The organism is Gallibacterium salpingitidis (genome assembly GCF_001678495.1).
In the GTDB taxonomy this organism is placed as follows: domain Bacteria; phylum Pseudomonadota; class Gammaproteobacteria; order Enterobacterales; family Pasteurellaceae; genus Gallibacterium; species Gallibacterium salpingitidis.
Genome location: NZ_JTJL01000001.1, coordinates 110927 through 126984, shown reverse-complemented (window position 1 = coordinate 126984; position 16058 = coordinate 110927). Strand labels below are relative to the sequence as shown.

Genomic DNA, 16058 nt, shown 5'->3' with positions numbered 1-16058 from the left:
GGAAATCTTCAGCACCATTTTACTTCAGCACTGTGCTTCCTTGCTCTCGTTGCGTGAGGCGGCATTATAGGGATTTTTTATTGCCTTGCAACAGATTTTTTGAAGTAATTCACATTTTTTTATTTAGTTGCTTAGAATTTCCACAAAACGTATTGTTTTACAGCAATTTTCTTTTTAACCTTGTTTTTTTACCCTTACGGAGATCATTATGAACTTAACCCAATTTATTGGTTTTGGTGTTGCTGGCAATTTTGCCGGTCATTTAGAGCAAGCTGGCGAAGCAAAAGATTTTGAAAATGTAGTTACTACCGAAGAGTCCCAACCTAAAGCAATCTTTCCTTTCTATGTACCAAACAGTGACAGTTTTTTAGCAACATTCCCCTTATCATCAACTGAAATTAAGATGCCACAAGGTGCCGACAATTTACAGATTGAACCTGAAGTCGCAGTCCTCTTTAACATTGAATACGATCAAAATAAGCAGGTTACGGCTTTACACCCTTTTGCCTTCGCTGCTTATAACGATTGTTCTATCCGCAAACCAAATGCGAAAAAGATTTGTGAGAAAAAGAATTGGGGAGCATCATCTAAAGGGATTTCTGCCAACCAATTAGCAGTAAATTCACTCGAAAAAGGCGGAGAGTTGGATCATTTCCGCATCGCTTGCTACCACAAACGCCAACAAGTATTAACTGCTTATGGTATTGATAGCCCAATCGCTGGTTACAATTACTTTAACCAAAAACTCATTGATTGGATCATTGATAGAATGAATCATCAACCCGATCAAGGTCCGATGAATAATATTGCCGAATTACTACAACAGGCTAATTACCCAACTCAAGCAGTAATTAGTATTGGTGCTACTCGTTATACAGAATTTGGTGAAACCAATTATTTACAAGTCGATGATACCAGTATCGTTGTTGTCTATGATGGACGAAAATATAGTGAAGAACAGATTAAACAATTTGCTGCACAAGAAACTTTCCCTGCAGATATTTCAGCATTAGTGCAAAAAGTTATCGCTTAAACTACATAAAAAAACCTCAAAATTTATTTTTGAGGTTTTTTCTTTTTAACAAAATTTAATCATCCATATAGCCAAGACTTCTTAATGCTCTTTCATCATCAGCCCAGCCACTTTTCACTTTTACCCAAAGCTCTAAATGTACTTTCGCATCAAATAGCCGTTGCATATCTTGTCTGGCTTCAGTACCAATCGTTTTGAGTTTCTGACCTTGGTGACCAATGACCATTTTCTTTTGCCCTTCACGTTCAACAAGAATTAAGCCATTAATCTCATAAGTACCACGTTCATTCACTTTAAACTGTTCAATTTCTACAGTTACAGAATAAGGCAATTCTTCGCCCATAAAACGCATTAATTTTTCACGAATAATTTCAGAAGCCATAAAGCGTTGCGAGCGATCAGTAATGTACTCTTCTGGGAAGTGATGAACGCCCTTACGTAATGATTGACGAACAATTTTCTCTAATTGATGTACATTGTTGCCACGTTGTGCCGAAATTGGAATAATTTCTTTAAAATCAAATTTTTCCGTAAGTTGTTGAATAAACGGCAATAATTCATCTTTATTTTTAACATTATCGATTTTGTTAATAGCTAACACAACAGGTGCTTTAGCATTGCGTAATTTATTCAACACCATTTCATCATCATCATTCCAATGTGTTCCATCAACAACAAAGATGATTAAATCTACATCACTAATTGCACTACTCGCCGCACGATTCATCAAACGGTTGATCGCACGTTTTTCTTCAATATGTAAGCCCGGAGTATCCACATAAATAGCTTGATAAATACCATCCGTATGAATACCGACAATACGATGACGAGTGGTTTGTGCTTTACGCGAAGTAATGGAGATCTTTTGCCCTAAAATTTTATTTAATAAGGTCGATTTACCCACATTTGGACGACCAACAATGGCAATAAAACCGCAATAGGTTTCTTGATCTAAGGTTTGAGAATTTTCTGTCATTCTGTTACTCATTCAATTATTTAATTTTTAATACTGCCAAAATTTTTTCTGCGGCAGCTTGCTCTGCTTTACGACGGCTACTCCCAATTCCCTCAAATACTTCTTCTAATTGCTGAATTTGGCAAGTAACTTTAAAGGTTTGATTGTGTGCCTCACCTCTAATATCAACAACAGTATAATTTGGTAATGGCTGACGAATACCTTGTAAATATTCTTGTAATCTCGTTTTAGGGTCTTTTTGACTATCGCCAGGTTGGATTTCAGCCAAACGTTGTTGATACCAAGTTAAAATGACATGTTGCGCAGTTTCAATACCATTATCCAAATGAATCGCACCAATAATAGCCTCAACGCAATCAGATAAAATCGAACTACGACGATAACCACCACTTTTTAACTCACCTGGGCCAAGTTTTAAGTAATCCCCTAATGCAAACTCAAGAGCAATTTGTGCTAAAGTCTGCTCACGAACTAACGTTGCCCGCATTCTACTGAGATCACCTTCTGCTGCCTTTGGGAATTGATGATATAACGCTTCACCAATAGTAAAATTCAAAATAGAATCACCTAAAAACTCAAGGCGTTCATTATGAACACTCGCTGCACTACGATGGGTGAGCGCCTGTTCCAATAAAGCTATTTTCTTAAATTGATATCCTAATTTATGTTGTAATCGATCTAAATGTTCACTATTCATAATTATTTGATGGTTTGAAAGAAGCGATCAGTCCGAATTCCTGTCGGCCATTCGCCCTCTTTTTTATCTAAACTTAACCAGATCACTGTTGCTTTACCGACAATATTTTGTTCAGGGACAAATCCCCAAAAACGACTGTCATTACTATTATCTCGGTTATCACCCATCACAAAATATTCCCCTTCAGGTACGGTCCATTCACCCACTGGGTTTCCATCTTGTTTGAAATAATAAGGATCATAATTAAAACGATCTGGGTTCAATAAAATTTGATGTGTTACTGCGCCAATTTCAGTGCGTTCAATTTGCGCACTACCATGATAAACAAACTCAGGATTTTGCGTTAAACCCTCATAACGATAAGTTTCGCTAGGGCAACTATCAGAACCACATGCAGGCGTTACCGTTAACACACCATCTTGTTGATTATATTTAATATGATCGCCTGGCAGGCCAATGACACGCTTAATATAGTCCACATTAGGCTGAATTGGTGCTTTAAAGACAATCACATCGCCACGTTTTGGTTCTCCTATTGGAATCCACTTTGTTTGAAATACAGGATCTTTCACGCCATACTCATATTTGTTGACCAATAAAAAATCCCCTACACGTAAAGTCGGTTCCATAGAACCAGAAGGAATTTGGAAAGGTTCATATAAAAATGAACGTACAATTAACACGATCGCCAATACAGGAAATAAAGACGCAAGAAATTCTTCACTTTCTGAAATTGGTTCGATACGTGCTTTTTCTTCATCTGTTAACTCTTTGCCACTACGTTGTTCAGCACGAGCAATTTGACGCAAACGTTTTGGCTGCAAAACAAAGCGATGATGACACCAGAAAATACCTGATAATACAGAGAAAATAATCAGCAAGATCGTAAAAGTATTAGGAAGTTGGAAATAATCCAACACTTTCCATAAGACAAATCCAATTACCAATAAAATAGGCAAGAAAAAATTTGACATACTTGCTCCTTATTTGTCTTTTCCTACATGAAGAATTGCTAAAAATGCCTCTTGTGGTACTTCTACATTACCAAGAGATTTCATGCGTTTCTTCCCTTCTTTTTGTTTCTGTAATAGTTTCTTCTTACGGCTTACGTCACCGCCATAACATTTCGCCAATACATTTTTACGCAATTGCTTCACTGTCGAGCGAGCAATAATATGGTTACCAATGGCCGCCTGAATAGCAATATCAAATTGTTGACGCGGAATGAGTTCTTTCATTTTTTCAACTAACTCACGACCACGATACGGCGCATTATCTTTATGTACAATCAACGCCAACGCATCAACGCGATCACCGTTAATCATAATATCAACTCGCACCATATCTGCAGTTTGGAAACGTTTGAATGAATAATCTAACGATGCATAACCACGAGAAGTCGATTTTAAACGATCAAAGAAATCTAATACCACTTCTCCCATTGGGATTTCATAAGTCAACGCAACTTGATTACCATGATATACCATATGTGTTTGTACACCACGTTTTTCCACACATAATGTAATGACATTACCTAAATATTCCTGTGGCAATAACATATTACATTCTGCAATTGGTTCACGAATCTCTTCAATATTATTGATTGGCGGTAATTTTGCCGGACTATCGACATAGATAACTTCACCATTAGTCATTGCAACTTCATAAATTACTGTCGGTGCCGTAGTAATCAAATCAAGATCATATTCACGTTCTAAACGCTCTTGAATGATCTCCATATGCAATAAGCCTAGGAAACCACAACGGAAACCAAAACCTAATGCACTTGAGTTTTCTGGTTCATAAAACAAAGAAGCATCATTCAAACTTAACTTTCCTAATGCATCACGAAATGCCTCATAGTCATCTGAACTGACAGGGAATAAACCCGCATAAACTTGCGGTTTTACCTTTTTGAACCCTGGTAATGGCTTATCCGCTGGATTGTGATGTAAAGTCAACGTATCACCAACAGGCGCACCAAGAATATCCTTAATACCACAAACTACCCAACCTACTTCACCACAAGAAAGCTCCGTAGTATCTACTTGTTTTGGTGTAAAAATACCTAAACGATCAACACCATAACTCTGTCCTGAACTCATTACCTTAATCTTATCGCCTTTCTTCAATGTACCATTTTTAATTCGCACTAAAGAAACAACACCAAGATAATTGTCAAACCATGAGTCAATAATCAATGCTTGTAATGGCGCTTCCGGATCGCCTTTTGGTGCTGGAATACGTTTCACAATTTCTTCTAAAACATCTTCTACACCAAGCCCCGTTTTTGCAGAACAACGTACTGCATCAATCGCATCAATTCCAACAATATCCTCAATCTCTTCTGCCACACGCTCAGGATCAGCTGCAGGTAAGTCAATTTTATTTAAAATTGGCACAACTTCTAAATCCATCTCAATCGCGGTATAGCAGTTAGCCAAAGTTTGTGCTTCTACACCTTGCCCAGCATCAACCACTAACAACGCTCCCTCACACGCTGCTAATGAACGCGAAACTTCATAGGAAAAGTCAACGTGGCCTGGGGTATCAATAAAATTTAATTGATAAGTTTCACCATTTTTCGCAGTGTAATCTAACGTTACACTTTGTGCTTTAATAGTGATACCACGCTCACGTTCAAGATCCATTGAATCCAGAACCTGTTCCTCCATTTCCCGTTCTGTTAAGCCACCACAGACTTGAATTAAACGGTCGGAAAGCGTTGATTTACCATGATCAATATGAGCAATAATTGAGAAATTACGGATATTCTTCATAGATGAGTAATTTTAATATTTCGGTTAATAAATGAAAAAATAATCGGAAGATTTTACAAGAAACAAGGAAAAACTGCTACTAGAAAGGAATTTGTTATATTTTTCAGCAAAAAGGCAGATTTACTCCGCCTTTTCACTAACACAATTAATTAATAATAAGAGTGTTCTCCGCGTTGATGTTCTGTAACATCTTTCACGCCTTTTAACTCACCATCAAATTGTGCAAGCAATTGTTTTTCCACGCCTTCTTTTAAGGTTACATCCACCATTGAACAACCGTTGCAACCACCACCGAACTGTAAAATTGCTTCGCCATCTTCCGTAATTTCAATCAAGGTAATACGTCCACCATGACTAGCTAATTGCGGATTAATTTGTGTTTGAATCACATAATCAACGCGTTCAATTAACGGTGCATCATCAGCTACTTTGCGCATTTTTGCATTTGGTGCTTTTAAGGTTAATTGCGTTCCCATATCATCAGTAACAAAATCAATTTCTGCATCTTCTAAGAAAGGCAAACTAATTTCATCAACAAAAGCAGAAAAAGTTTCATATTTCATTTCACAGTCTGTTGCTTCTACTGCGGAAGGTGGGCAATAAGAAACACCACATTCTGCATTTGGTGTTCCAGGATTTACCACAAAAATTCGGATATTAGTTCCCTCTTCTTGTTGATCGAGCAATTTACGGAAATGTGCTTGTGCTGCACTAGAAATAACAATTTGTTGCATAATGCTTTGATTCCTTCATTAATACTTGACTGATATGGTCGGGAATAATACGCTCAATCAAGAATTTTTTCTACTCCCTCACCCAAAATCAACTCATTTTTTGAGTTTTGCACAATGCCCACACTTGAATTTCTTGAACGCCAACTTGTTGTAAACAATGGCAAATTTCCTCCATTGTTGTTCCAGTAGTAATCACATCATCAATTAAAGCGATTGATTTAATACCAACAGGCAATGGTTTAACTAATTTAAACGCCTGTGCCAAATTTTTTTGCCGTTGTTCTGCACTTTTTCCTCGTTGTGATTCCGTTGCACGCTGTCGCTGAATCAAATCTTGCCGAAATGGGATATTTAACCAATGACTTAAATAACGTGCTAACAAACTCGCCTGATTATAACCACGTCGCCATTGTCTTTGATGATGTAGTGGTACTGGAATTAATAAATCTGGTAACGATAAGTTATGTGTACGTTTTGCTTCTCTCACTGCCAACAATAACCAACGTGCTAAACTACGATCTAACCAATAATCTTGATTAAATTTAAAACGATAAATAAGAGAACGTATTGGTTCTTCAAATGCAGAAACAAACACAATTCGCTGCCACTTTGGTGGCGCCAATAAGCATAAACCACATTGCAAACGATTTTCAGGTAAAACAGCGCCACAACGCCCACAATATGGCTGCCGTATTACTTGTTGATAGCAACACGAACAGATCCCATGCTGCGCAATCCTCAAACGACGTCCACAAACAACACAACCCACATCAAAAAGATTCGTACTTTTCATACTGGCAACATTACAACACTTATTACGGAAACAATCATTACCGCTGAATCTTTTGTGAACTACTTCGAGAAAAACAGAAAAAAATGCTATGATTAGCGCTTGTTTTTCTAGCCATAAAGATGTTTGAAGTATGTTAAAAGCACCAATTAAAGTTATTTTTTTTGATATCGATGAAACCCTTTACGTTAAAAATAAAGCTATCCTTCCTAATAGCGTACCAACCGTCATCCGTAGTTTAAAACGTAAAGGCATTATTCCTGCTATTGCTACTGGTCGTGCACGTTGTGCTTTTCCAGAAAAAATTGATCAATTGATCAAAGATGAAGGCATTGAATTATTCGTGACGATTAATGGGCAATATAATAGTTATAAAAATCAAGTTATTACGAAACACCCTATTGCTATTGCAGACATTGAACGCATTATCCGCTTTTTAAGCCAACACCATATCGAATATGCATTTGTTGGCAATGAAGGAATTGCCGTTTCGAATATCACCCCGCAATTAAAAGAAGCACTCGATCCAATTACCACCCGTTATTTCATCGATCAAGACTATTACAAAACACACGATGTTTATCAGTTACTCCTTTTCTATTCTGCCGACCAAGATCAATTTATTGCTGATTCCGGCATTCTTGGTGAACAATTCAAAGCAGTACGTTGGCACGATTATTCAGTCGATTGTCTCGTGGCTACTGGTTCAAAAGCGAGTGGTATTGACGCAGTGGTAGAATATCTCGGCTTGACGATTGATAACGTGATGGCTTTTGGTGACGGACTAAATGATATTGAAATGATTAGTCATGTCGGTACTGGCGTCGCAATGGGAAATGCACATCCTGAACTGAAAAAAGTTGCCAATTACATCACTGAAGATATTGAACATGATGGACTTTTAAAAGGATTACTCGCATTAGGCGTGTTAGAAGAATCCGACTTGTAACTTTACAACGTAATAAAATCTTTACAACGATAATTTTGTGACAATGATCGCAAAAATACAAAAAATACAGATAAATTATTGTTAGTCAAAGATCTTCTCAATAAAGTCGCTCTGTGCTATAACTAATTCACTTACTGCAACACAGTAATGTAACGTTATGTTTACAGCCAAAATTTCACTTGAGCACTAAAGGAGCGACTATGAAAAAATTTAAACTTGCCTTATGGGCAACATTAGCAGCAACCACTTTATTAACTGGTAATGCCCTAGCAGCTGATGTCAAAAATGTTGCAATTACCGCCATTGTTGAACACCCTGCGCTTGATGCGGTCCGTCAAGGTACTATTGCTGAATTAAAGAAAGAAGGTTTTGAAGAAGGAAAAAATCTAAAGATTGATTTCCAAAGTGCACAAGGAAATACAGCTACTGCAGCACAAATTGCTCGTAAATTTGTTGGTGATAAACCTGATGTTATTGTTGCTATTGGTACACCTAGTGCGCAAGCTGTCGCAGCTGCAACCCGCCATATTCCTCTTGTTTTCTCCGCTATTAGTGATCCTGTTGCAGCTAAATTAGTGAAATCATGGGAAGCTTCAGGAACCAATGTCACTGGTACTTCTGATACCTTACCAATTCAACCACAAATTGATTTGATCAAACGCTTAATTCCGAACTTAAAAGCGATTGGCTTTGTTTATAGTTCTGGTGAAGTGAATTCAACTGTGGTCTTAAAACAATTACAAGAAGCTGGTAAAGCTAACGGGTTTACAGTAGTAGAAGCACCTGCACCACGTACAACAGACATTAGTACTGCTGCACGTAGTCTAAAAGGTCGTGTAGATGCTATCTATACCTCTACCGATAATGGTGTTGTTTCTGCATATGAAGCACTTTATAAGAGTGCATTAGATGCGGGTATTCCTCTTATTGCTGCAGATACCAGCACCGTTGCTCGTGGAGCAATTGCTGCCTTATCTAACAACTATTATGTACTAGGTGAAGAAACCGGAAAAATTGTTGGTTCAATTTTGAAAGGTGAAAAACCAGGCAATATTCCAGTTAAAACAATGGATAAATTGGATCTTTATCTTAATCTGAAAGCAGCTAAAGCCTTTGGTGTTAAAGTACCACAAGATTTAGTGGATTCAGCTAAAGAAGTAATAAAAGAATAATTTTCTATGTTCAGGATAGGTACAAAACGTACCTATCCCATTGTTTTCGTTTATGTAATATTACCATTATGACTTCAGTTCTATTTTTAGGTGCATTAGAAATTGGTTTAATTTATGCCATTGTTGCATTAGGTGTGCTGATTTCTTTCCGTATTTTAGACTTCCCTGATTTAACTGCTGACGGAAGTTTTCCATTAGGTGGCGCTGTTTGTGCCGTTTGTATCGTAAGTGGAATTAATCCTTGGTTAGCAACATTAATTGCTACGTTTGCGGGAGCAATTGCCGGTTTAATCACTGCTTGGTTACACGTTTCACTAAAAATTTTGCAATTACTTGCCAGTATCTTGGTAATGATTGCGCTCTATTCAGTGAATTTACGCATTATGGGTGCACCAAACTTGCCATTGTTAGGTGAAACTACAATTTTCGATCCTTTTATTAATGCTGATGCAAGTAACCAAATGTATGTACAACCAGCATTAGTTTTTGGGTTTGTGATTGTTGTTAAATTACTTTTAGACTGGTTCTTTAACACTGAAATTGGTCTGGCTGTCCGCGCTACTGGTGCGAACTTGAGAATGTCAAAAGCACAAGGTATTCCAACAGGACGTATGATTTATCTTGGTATGGCATTATCGAATGCGTTGATTTCACTAGGTGGTGCATTATTCGTACAAACACAAGGTGGTGCTGATATGTCAATCGGTGTTGGTACTATCGTAATCGGTTTAGCGGCTGTCATTATCGGTGAAACCTTAATTCCAGCTAAGCGGTTATTTATGATTACATTAGCCGTAATTATTGGTTCAATTCTCTATCGTTTCTTTATTGCAATTGCATTAAGTAGCGAAACATTACGCGACATTGGCTTTGGAGCTCAAGATCTTAACTTAGTTACAGCCATTTTAGTTGTCTTTGTCCTCATACTCCCACAACTAAAAAGTCGTTTTCTTAGCAAAAAGGGGGAATGAACAATGATGAAATTAGATAATCTGCGCATCACTTTTAATCGTGGTACGCCGATCGAGAATCCAGTATTAAGAGGGCTTTCTCTCAATATTGCTAAAGGTGAATTTGTTACCGTTATTGGGAGTAATGGTGCGGGTAAATCTACACTACTTAATGCTATCTGTGGTGATTATTTAGTAGACAGTGGCAAAATTTACCTCAATGATGAAGATGTTACTCGCAAAACAACTTGGCAACGTGCAGCTTCCGTAGCGCGTGTTTTCCAAGACCCAATGTTAGGTACTTGTGAAGGATTAACGATTGAAGAAAATATGGCTCTCGCATATTGTCGTGGTCAACGCCGTAATCTTTCATTTTTTGTAAAAAAAGAAACGAGAGAATTCTTTCGTGAGAAGTTATCTATGCTGAAACTCGGTCTAGAAAATCGTCTCAGTGATAGAATGGGATTACTCTCTGGCGGACAACGTCAAGCTGTAAGTCTATTAATGGCCTCTTTACAGCCATCTAGTATTTTATTACTTGATGAACATACTGCCGCACTGGATCCTAAAACTGCGGCTTTTGTTATGGAACTCACTGATAAAATTGTAGCTGAAAATCAACTTACCGTAATGATGGTAACTCACTCTATGCAGCAAGCATTAGATCATGGTGATCGCACTGTTATGCTGCACCAAGGACAAGTTGTATTAGACGTTTCAGGTGACAAACGTAAACGTATGGGAGTACAAGATTTATTGCAAATGTTTGAAAGTACACGTGGTGAACGCATCACAGATGATAGTTTGTTATTAGACTAATCTTTATAGTTATCACTACAACAATTTGTTCAAAACGAAAGGCTTAGTAAATAGACTAAGCCTTTCTTATTTAGGAAGATTATCTCTAAATTTTAGTCAAATAAAGTCAAAGCTTGTTTTACAATATCTTCCGCAGTTAATTGATATTCTTTTTGTAGAAAATCAACCGTTCCAACTTGACCATAACGACCTTTGATACCTACTCTACGCATCGGTACTGGCGCAGATTCTACCAATACTTCTGCAACGGCGGAGCCTAAACCATTTTCAACACTATGATTTTCACAAGTTACGACTCTACCTGTTTTACGAGCATATTTAATAATGGTTTCTGCATCAATCGGCTTCAAAGTAAACATATCAATTACTGTTGCCGAAATTTGATGACGTTCTTGTAAAATATCTGCGGCTAACAAAGCTTCAGCTACCATAATGCCATTTGCGATTAAGGTAATATCTTTACCTTCTTGCAGAACTTTCGCTTTACCAATCGTAAACGTTTCATTCTCTGGATAAATTTTGATAGCTTGCTTCCTAATCGTTCTAATCCAATAAAAACCTTGCAATTGCGCTAGCTGCTGCAAGATATCTTTGAACATCGTTGCATCTGTCATCTCTAAGACATTAGCATTTGCTAAACCTCTAACAATACCCATATCCTCAAATGACATATGAGTACCGCCATTATGAGCTGAAGTAATGCCTGCATCAGATGCAATCACTTTGACATTATTCTTTTGGTAATCTAATGACATAAACAATTGATCAAAACAACGACGACTGGCGAATGCAGTAAAAGTATGGAAAAACGGAATATGACCCGCAATCGACATCCCCGCTGCCAAACCAACTGTATGAGCTTCCATAATGCCACAATTAATCACATTGTTAGGATACAACTTCTGCACTTTATCCATTGACATAGAGCTCATCAAATCTGCTTCTAAATCAACAATCAACGGATTGTTTTTTATCAATTCTGTCATTGTCGATGCATAGATAGCTCTCATTTCAACATTATCTTTTTGCAAACTACGCATATTTTGCCTCCAAATCCAGAATAGCCTGTTGAATTGATTGTTTCATTGCATCATCAAGTCGTAAATGGTGACTATTTTTTAATCCTTCTAAATAAGGTACACCTTGTCCTTTAATCGTATTTAGCACAATTAATTTTGGCTTACCTTCAGGCTTTTGTGTTAAAACCGACGCTATCTGTTGTACATCTTTTCCATCAACTTCAATACAATCAAAACCAAAGGCTTTAAACTTCTCAGCTAAACTAAAAGGCTCAATAATCGCAGATAACGTACCATCTAACTGCATTTTATTGTAATCAACCAACACTGTTAGATTAGTTAAACGATGATGAGCAATAAATTGCAACGCCTCCCAACATTGTCCTTCATTTAACTCGCCATCTCCTACGATACAGAAAGTACGATTTTCCATTCCTCTAAGATGGTGGGAAAATGCAATACCAGTCGCAATAGATAAACCTTGCCCCAACGAACCTGTTGTAGCATCAACTCCTTTTGTTTTTAAACGATCTGGATGACTTGGTAACAACGTTTGGTTTTGATTTAATGTTTGCAATTGTTCAAGAGGGAAAAAACCTTTGAGCGCCAGTGTACTATAAAGAGCGGGGCCTCCATGCCCCTTAGATAATACAAAATAATCTCGTTCGTCCCAATCTGGATGCTGAGGATCAATCTTCATCACTTTGCCATATAATGCTGCCAACGTTTCAACAATTGACATACTACCGCCAAAATGGCCAAAGCCTAGATGAAGTAATGTTTTTAAGGTAGCAACCCGAATTTGATTAGCGAACTTGACTAAATCTGTTTCCATTACATTACTCCTTAGTTTCTACTGCAGCTTTTTCTTTCTTCACATAGTTATAAGCAACTAATACTACAAAAATACCAACAATAACCGCAGTAATAACATCTTTGTTCCAGTAATTTGCCATATTTCCTAAAATAATACCGATCACACCAAAATCAGCATCAGAGAAAGTGGTATTGGCAAAACCTAAATTTCCTAAAACTGGAAGTAAGAACACAGGAAGGAAAGTAATTAATACACCATGAGCAAATGCACCAATAATAGCGCCTCTACGTCCACCCATTGCATTACCAAATACCCCAGCTGTCGCACCACAGAAGAAGTGAGGCACAACACCAGGAAGAATTAATACCCAACTTAATTGGCCAAGAATAAATAGCCCTACTAAACCACCAACAAAACTCGCTAGGAAACCGATAAGTACTGCATTTGGTGCGTATGGGAATACAATCGGACAATCTAGTGCAGGTCTTGCATTTGGTACTAATTTTTCTGAGAAACCAGTAAATGCAGGAACAATTTCAGCCAAAATTAAGCGTACACCTTGTAGGATGATGAAAACCCCGGCCGCAAAGGTAACTGCTTGAATAATGGCATAAACTAAATAGTTTTGTCCGCCGCTAAATTTAGTTTCGATAAACTCTGATCCACTTGCTACTGCTAAGATGAGATAAATCACCATCATAGTTAATGAGATAGAAATTGAGCTATCACGTAGGAAACTTAAATTTTTCGGTAAATTCATTTCCTCAGTAGATTTCGAACCTTTACCTGTCCATTCACCAATTGCACCAGCTAAAACATAACCGACAGTACCAAAATGGCCAAATCCAACATTGTCACTACCAGTAATACGTTTCATATAACGGTGTGCAATATATGGGAAAAACGCCATCACAAGTCCCAATGACAATGCACCAACAAATACAAGTTGAATACCGTCGAAACCAGCAACAGTAAGAATAATACCGATCATACACGCCATATAGAATGTATGGTGACCAGTAAGAAAGATGAATTTTAAGCGGGTAAAGCGAGCAATCACAATATTAGCAACCATACCAAACGCCATAATTAAGGCTGTTGCGGTACCATATTTTTGCAATGCTAATGACACGATGGCTTCATTATTTGGAATAATACCTTGTACATTAAAGGCATGTTGGAACATATCACCAAGTGGTGTTAATGAGCCTAATAAAACACCTGCACCACCACCTAACACAATAAAACCTAAGATAGTTTTAATGGTTCCTTTAATAATATCTGGCATCGCTTTTTTCTGTGCGATTAAGCCAACTAATGCAATTAAACCAACTAAAACAGCAGGTACTTTAAGGATATCTAAAATGAAGAAAAGGAAGGCATTCATAGTAATTCCCTCTTAATTAATTTGCATTAAAGTATTCTGTAAGTTTTTCTTCATATTCAGCTAAACTTACAATATTTGTAATAACAATTAGTTTGTCTTGCGAAATACCACTACTCGCTGCAATATCTTTTGCCATCACAAATAAATCTGCATCAGTTGGATTCACAGAAGCTAAATCTGTATGTTCTACTTCTGCGGTAACTCCCATTTTGTTTAATACTTTTTTAATATTCATTTCCATCATAAAGCTGCTGCCTAAACCAGAGCCACACACTGCCATAATTTTCATAAAAACCTCCAAGGTTATTGGTTTTGAATAAAAGTAAAAATCTCATCCGTCGTTGTTGCATTAACTAACCGTTCAACATTTTCATCATCACCAAGCATCTCAGCTAAAGACGCTAATGCGGATAAATGTTCAGTATTATCTTTTGCAGCAAGCATAATAATTAATGACACAGGATCATTATCTTCAGAATGAAAATTCACTCCTGATGAAACAACTAACAAAGATAAACCTGTCGCAATAACGCCATCTTCTGGTCGTGCATGAGGCATGGCAATCTTAGGTGCTATAACAAAATAAGGACCGATGTCTTCATAAAGTTGAAAAATCTTATCTACATATCGTGGTTCAATCATTCCTTCATCAAGTAATGGTTTTGCACAAAGTTTTACCGCTTCTTGCCAAGAATCTGCCTTTTCCACAATTTGTATACGTGATTTAGGTAAAAATTGTTTTAACATCATCTACTCCTCTGTTTTTTTGTTATAACGCAGTTTAATCAAAGCAAAATTGCTCAGCAATCAGCAAATTTCATTTTTGTGATAGCGCTAACATTTTCTATTTATTTTTTATGTGATGATATACTTAAATAAAATTTTCTTTTGATATTCCAAATAGATAAAGCGGTTATGACAGAACCAAAAAACAAATCTAGACGTAGTACCGGAAAAGTGACTTTAGCTGATATCGCGAAAGCTGTTGGCGTTGGGCAAATGACGGTATCTCGTGCAATACATAAACCAGAACTTGTTTCAGAAGAGCTGCGTAATAAGATTCAACAGACAATTCAGACAATGGGATATATCCCTAATATTGCAGCCAGAAATTTAGCCACTGTTAGCTCCAATACGGTTGTACTAGTCACAAATTCTCTTATTGCAACAGAAAATACATTGATTATGGATGGATTGCATCGAGAGATACAGACAACAGACTTACAATTATTAATCCTATTAGTAGAAAAGGAAAAAGATTGGATTAATGAACTTATTAAATACGCTCCAGAAATGATTGTACTACTCAATATGGAGTGTAATGAACAACAGCAACAACGCCTAAAAGTGTTAAATATTCCATTAATTACGATCGGTGCTAAACAAACTAACAATTTCAGTATTAATATCGGTATTGATGTATCACACGTCATTCATTTACTAGTTACCCATCTTTTACAAAAAGGCAAACGAGAAATTGGTTTACTCTGTGCTAATCAACATTTAGCAATCTTTCAACAATATATGAAGAGTTGGCATGATGCCTGTTTAGAGCACTTTATTAATCCGCATCTTGTATTACATACTGCCGAACAAGCTTCATTCAAAACAGGTTGCCAATTGTTTAACGAAGCACTTTTACTCTGGGGAAATATAGATGCCTTTATTTGTTTATCTGATGAGGTAGCTTGTGGTGCTTTATTTGAATCATTACGCCGTCATATCAATATTCCACATGAGGTTTCTATTACTAGCATTGGCGGTTTAGAAGTGAGCGAAGTGTCATATCCCAAATTAACTACTGTACATATCCCTTATCGTGAAATGGGAATTCTCGCTGGCAGAACCTTACGTCGCTTATCACAGCAGCATATTACCTATAAACCAGAAAATATTTTAGTTCGCAGCCGTTTAATTGTACGTGATAGTGCGTAA

Annotated in this window: 17 protein-coding genes; 6 read left to right on the top strand and 11 right to left on the bottom strand. The window is 37.1% G+C overall.

The genetic code is table 11. From position 1 onward, the window contains the following. The first annotated feature begins 208 nt into the window (after positions 1–208). Positions 209–1033, top strand: a complete 825-nt coding sequence (locus QS62_RS00615) for a DUF5718 family protein (protein WP_066104322.1) — start codon at positions 209–211, stop codon at positions 1031–1033. Positions 1034–1088: 55 nt separating this feature from the next. On the opposite strand, the gene era is transcribed toward QS62_RS00615, so the two are convergent. The 6 genes from era to QS62_RS00585 all read right to left on the bottom strand — a co-directional run bounded on the left by era (position 1089) and on the right by QS62_RS00585 (position 7013). Beyond that, a complete protein-coding gene (gene era / locus QS62_RS00610) occupies positions 1089–2009 on the bottom strand; it encodes a GTPase Era (RefSeq protein ID WP_066104320.1) in 921 nt (306 codons plus the stop codon). Positions 2010–2025: 16 nt separating this feature from the next. Beyond that, positions 2026–2706, bottom strand: a complete 681-nt coding sequence (rnc, locus tag QS62_RS00605) for a ribonuclease III (RefSeq protein ID WP_066104317.1) — start codon at positions 2704–2706, stop codon at positions 2026–2028. Positions 2707–2708: 2 nt separating this feature from the next. Further along, entirely contained in the window at positions 2709–3680 is a 972-nt protein-coding gene (lepB, locus tag QS62_RS00600) for a signal peptidase I (RefSeq protein WP_066104312.1), read from the bottom strand. Between the two features lie 9 nt (positions 3681–3689). Then, positions 3690–5486 (bottom strand): translation elongation factor 4, encoded by a 1797-nt coding sequence (gene lepA / locus QS62_RS00595; RefSeq protein WP_066104309.1) that lies wholly within the window; start codon positions 5484–5486, stop codon positions 3690–3692. A 149-nt stretch (positions 5487–5635) separates the two neighbouring features. Then, a complete protein-coding gene (gene nfuA / locus QS62_RS00590) occupies positions 5636–6220 on the bottom strand; it encodes a Fe-S biogenesis protein NfuA (protein WP_066104304.1) in 585 nt (194 codons plus the stop codon). Between the two features lie 88 nt (positions 6221–6308). Next, positions 6309–7013 carry a phosphoribosyltransferase family protein gene (locus QS62_RS00585; protein WP_066104301.1) on the bottom strand — a complete coding sequence of 235 codons (705 nt, stop codon included), beginning with the start codon at positions 7011–7013 and terminating at the stop codon, positions 6309–6311. 130 nt (positions 7014–7143) lie between these two features. Here QS62_RS00585 and QS62_RS00580 point away from each other — a divergent pair, with 130 nt between their 5' ends. The 4 genes from QS62_RS00580 to QS62_RS00565 all read left to right on the top strand — a co-directional run bounded on the left by QS62_RS00580 (position 7144) and on the right by QS62_RS00565 (position 10900). Continuing rightward, positions 7144–7959 (top strand): Cof-type HAD-IIB family hydrolase, encoded by an 816-nt coding sequence (locus tag QS62_RS00580; protein WP_066104298.1) that lies wholly within the window; start codon positions 7144–7146, stop codon positions 7957–7959. Between the two features lie 200 nt (positions 7960–8159). Continuing rightward, positions 8160–9131, top strand: a complete 972-nt coding sequence (locus QS62_RS00575; protein WP_066104293.1) for an ABC transporter substrate-binding protein — start codon at positions 8160–8162, stop codon at positions 9129–9131. A gap of 68 nt (positions 9132–9199) precedes the next feature. Continuing rightward, entirely contained in the window at positions 9200–10102 is a 903-nt protein-coding gene (locus tag QS62_RS00570) for an ABC transporter permease (protein WP_066104291.1), read from the top strand. A 3-nt stretch (positions 10103–10105) separates the two neighbouring features. Then, positions 10106–10900 carry an ABC transporter ATP-binding protein gene (locus QS62_RS00565; protein WP_066104288.1) on the top strand — a complete coding sequence of 265 codons (795 nt, stop codon included), beginning with the start codon at positions 10106–10108 and terminating at the stop codon, positions 10898–10900. Between the two features lie 92 nt (positions 10901–10992). On the opposite strand, the gene QS62_RS00560 is transcribed toward QS62_RS00565, so the two are convergent. Genes QS62_RS00560 through QS62_RS00540 form a run of 5 tightly spaced genes read right to left on the bottom strand, consistent with a single transcriptional unit; the run spans position 10993 to position 14873 of the window. Continuing rightward, positions 10993–11940, bottom strand: a complete 948-nt coding sequence (locus tag QS62_RS00560; protein WP_066104284.1) for a transketolase family protein — start codon at positions 11938–11940, stop codon at positions 10993–10995. Beyond that, positions 11933–12754 carry a transketolase gene (locus QS62_RS00555; RefSeq protein ID WP_066104282.1) on the bottom strand — a complete coding sequence of 274 codons (822 nt, stop codon included), beginning with the start codon at positions 12752–12754 and terminating at the stop codon, positions 11933–11935. The genes QS62_RS00560 and QS62_RS00555 overlap by 8 nt, the downstream gene beginning before the upstream one ends. Positions 12755–12758: 4 nt before the next feature. Beyond that, positions 12759–14123, bottom strand: coding sequence for a PTS ascorbate transporter subunit IIC (locus QS62_RS00550; protein WP_066104279.1), 1365 nt, complete (start codon positions 14121–14123; stop codon positions 12759–12761). Between the two features lie 16 nt (positions 14124–14139). Further along, positions 14140–14412, bottom strand: coding sequence for a PTS sugar transporter subunit IIB (locus tag QS62_RS00545; protein ID WP_066104274.1), 273 nt, complete (start codon positions 14410–14412; stop codon positions 14140–14142). Positions 14413–14426: 14 nt separating this feature from the next. After that, positions 14427–14873, bottom strand: a complete 447-nt coding sequence (locus tag QS62_RS00540; protein WP_231923655.1) for a PTS sugar transporter subunit IIA — start codon at positions 14871–14873, stop codon at positions 14427–14429. Positions 14874–15038: 165 nt separating this feature from the next. Here QS62_RS00540 and QS62_RS00535 point away from each other — a divergent pair, with 165 nt between their 5' ends. Next, positions 15039–16058 carry a LacI family DNA-binding transcriptional regulator gene (locus QS62_RS00535; RefSeq protein WP_066104268.1) on the top strand — a complete coding sequence of 340 codons (1020 nt, stop codon included), beginning with the start codon at positions 15039–15041 and terminating at the stop codon, positions 16056–16058.

What these genes read in the sequence shown, in the direction of transcription:
- era (WP_066104320.1), bottom strand. Translation starts at nt 2,009, where the DNA reads ATGACAGAAAATTCTCAAACCTTAGATCAAGAAACCTATTGCGGTTTT.
- QS62_RS00615 (WP_066104322.1), top strand. Translation starts at nt 209, where the DNA reads ATGAACTTAACCCAATTTATTGGTTTTGGTGTTGCTGGCAATTTTGCC.
- rnc (WP_066104317.1), bottom strand. Translation starts at nt 2,706, where the DNA reads ATGAATAGTGAACATTTAGATCGATTACAACATAAATTAGGATATCAA.
- QS62_RS00535 (WP_066104268.1), top strand. Translation starts at nt 15,039, where the DNA reads ATGACAGAACCAAAAAACAAATCTAGACGTAGTACCGGAAAAGTGACT.
- lepB (WP_066104312.1), bottom strand. Translation starts at nt 3,680, where the DNA reads ATGTCAAATTTTTTCTTGCCTATTTTATTGGTAATTGGATTTGTCTTA.
- QS62_RS00575 (WP_066104293.1), top strand. Translation starts at nt 8,160, where the DNA reads ATGAAAAAATTTAAACTTGCCTTATGGGCAACATTAGCAGCAACCACT.
- QS62_RS00550 (WP_066104279.1), bottom strand. Translation starts at nt 14,123, where the DNA reads ATGAATGCCTTCCTTTTCTTCATTTTAGATATCCTTAAAGTACCTGCT.
- QS62_RS00585 (WP_066104301.1), bottom strand. Translation starts at nt 7,013, where the DNA reads ATGAAAAGTACGAATCTTTTTGATGTGGGTTGTGTTGTTTGTGGACGT.
- QS62_RS00565 (WP_066104288.1), top strand. Translation starts at nt 10,106, where the DNA reads ATGATGAAATTAGATAATCTGCGCATCACTTTTAATCGTGGTACGCCG.
- QS62_RS00555 (WP_066104282.1), bottom strand. Translation starts at nt 12,754, where the DNA reads ATGGAAACAGATTTAGTCAAGTTCGCTAATCAAATTCGGGTTGCTACC.
- QS62_RS00580 (WP_066104298.1), top strand. Translation starts at nt 7,144, where the DNA reads ATGTTAAAAGCACCAATTAAAGTTATTTTTTTTGATATCGATGAAACC.
- nfuA (WP_066104304.1), bottom strand. Translation starts at nt 6,220, where the DNA reads ATGCAACAAATTGTTATTTCTAGTGCAGCACAAGCACATTTCCGTAAA.
- QS62_RS00560 (WP_066104284.1), bottom strand. Translation starts at nt 11,940, where the DNA reads ATGCGTAGTTTGCAAAAAGATAATGTTGAAATGAGAGCTATCTATGCA.
- QS62_RS00570 (WP_066104291.1), top strand. Translation starts at nt 9,200, where the DNA reads ATGACTTCAGTTCTATTTTTAGGTGCATTAGAAATTGGTTTAATTTAT.
- QS62_RS00545 (WP_066104274.1), bottom strand. Translation starts at nt 14,412, where the DNA reads ATGAAAATTATGGCAGTGTGTGGCTCTGGTTTAGGCAGCAGCTTTATG.
- QS62_RS00540 (WP_231923655.1), bottom strand. Translation starts at nt 14,873, where the DNA reads ATGATGTTAAAACAATTTTTACCTAAATCACGTATACAAATTGTGGAA.
- lepA (WP_066104309.1), bottom strand. Translation starts at nt 5,486, where the DNA reads ATGAAGAATATCCGTAATTTCTCAATTATTGCTCATATTGATCATGGT.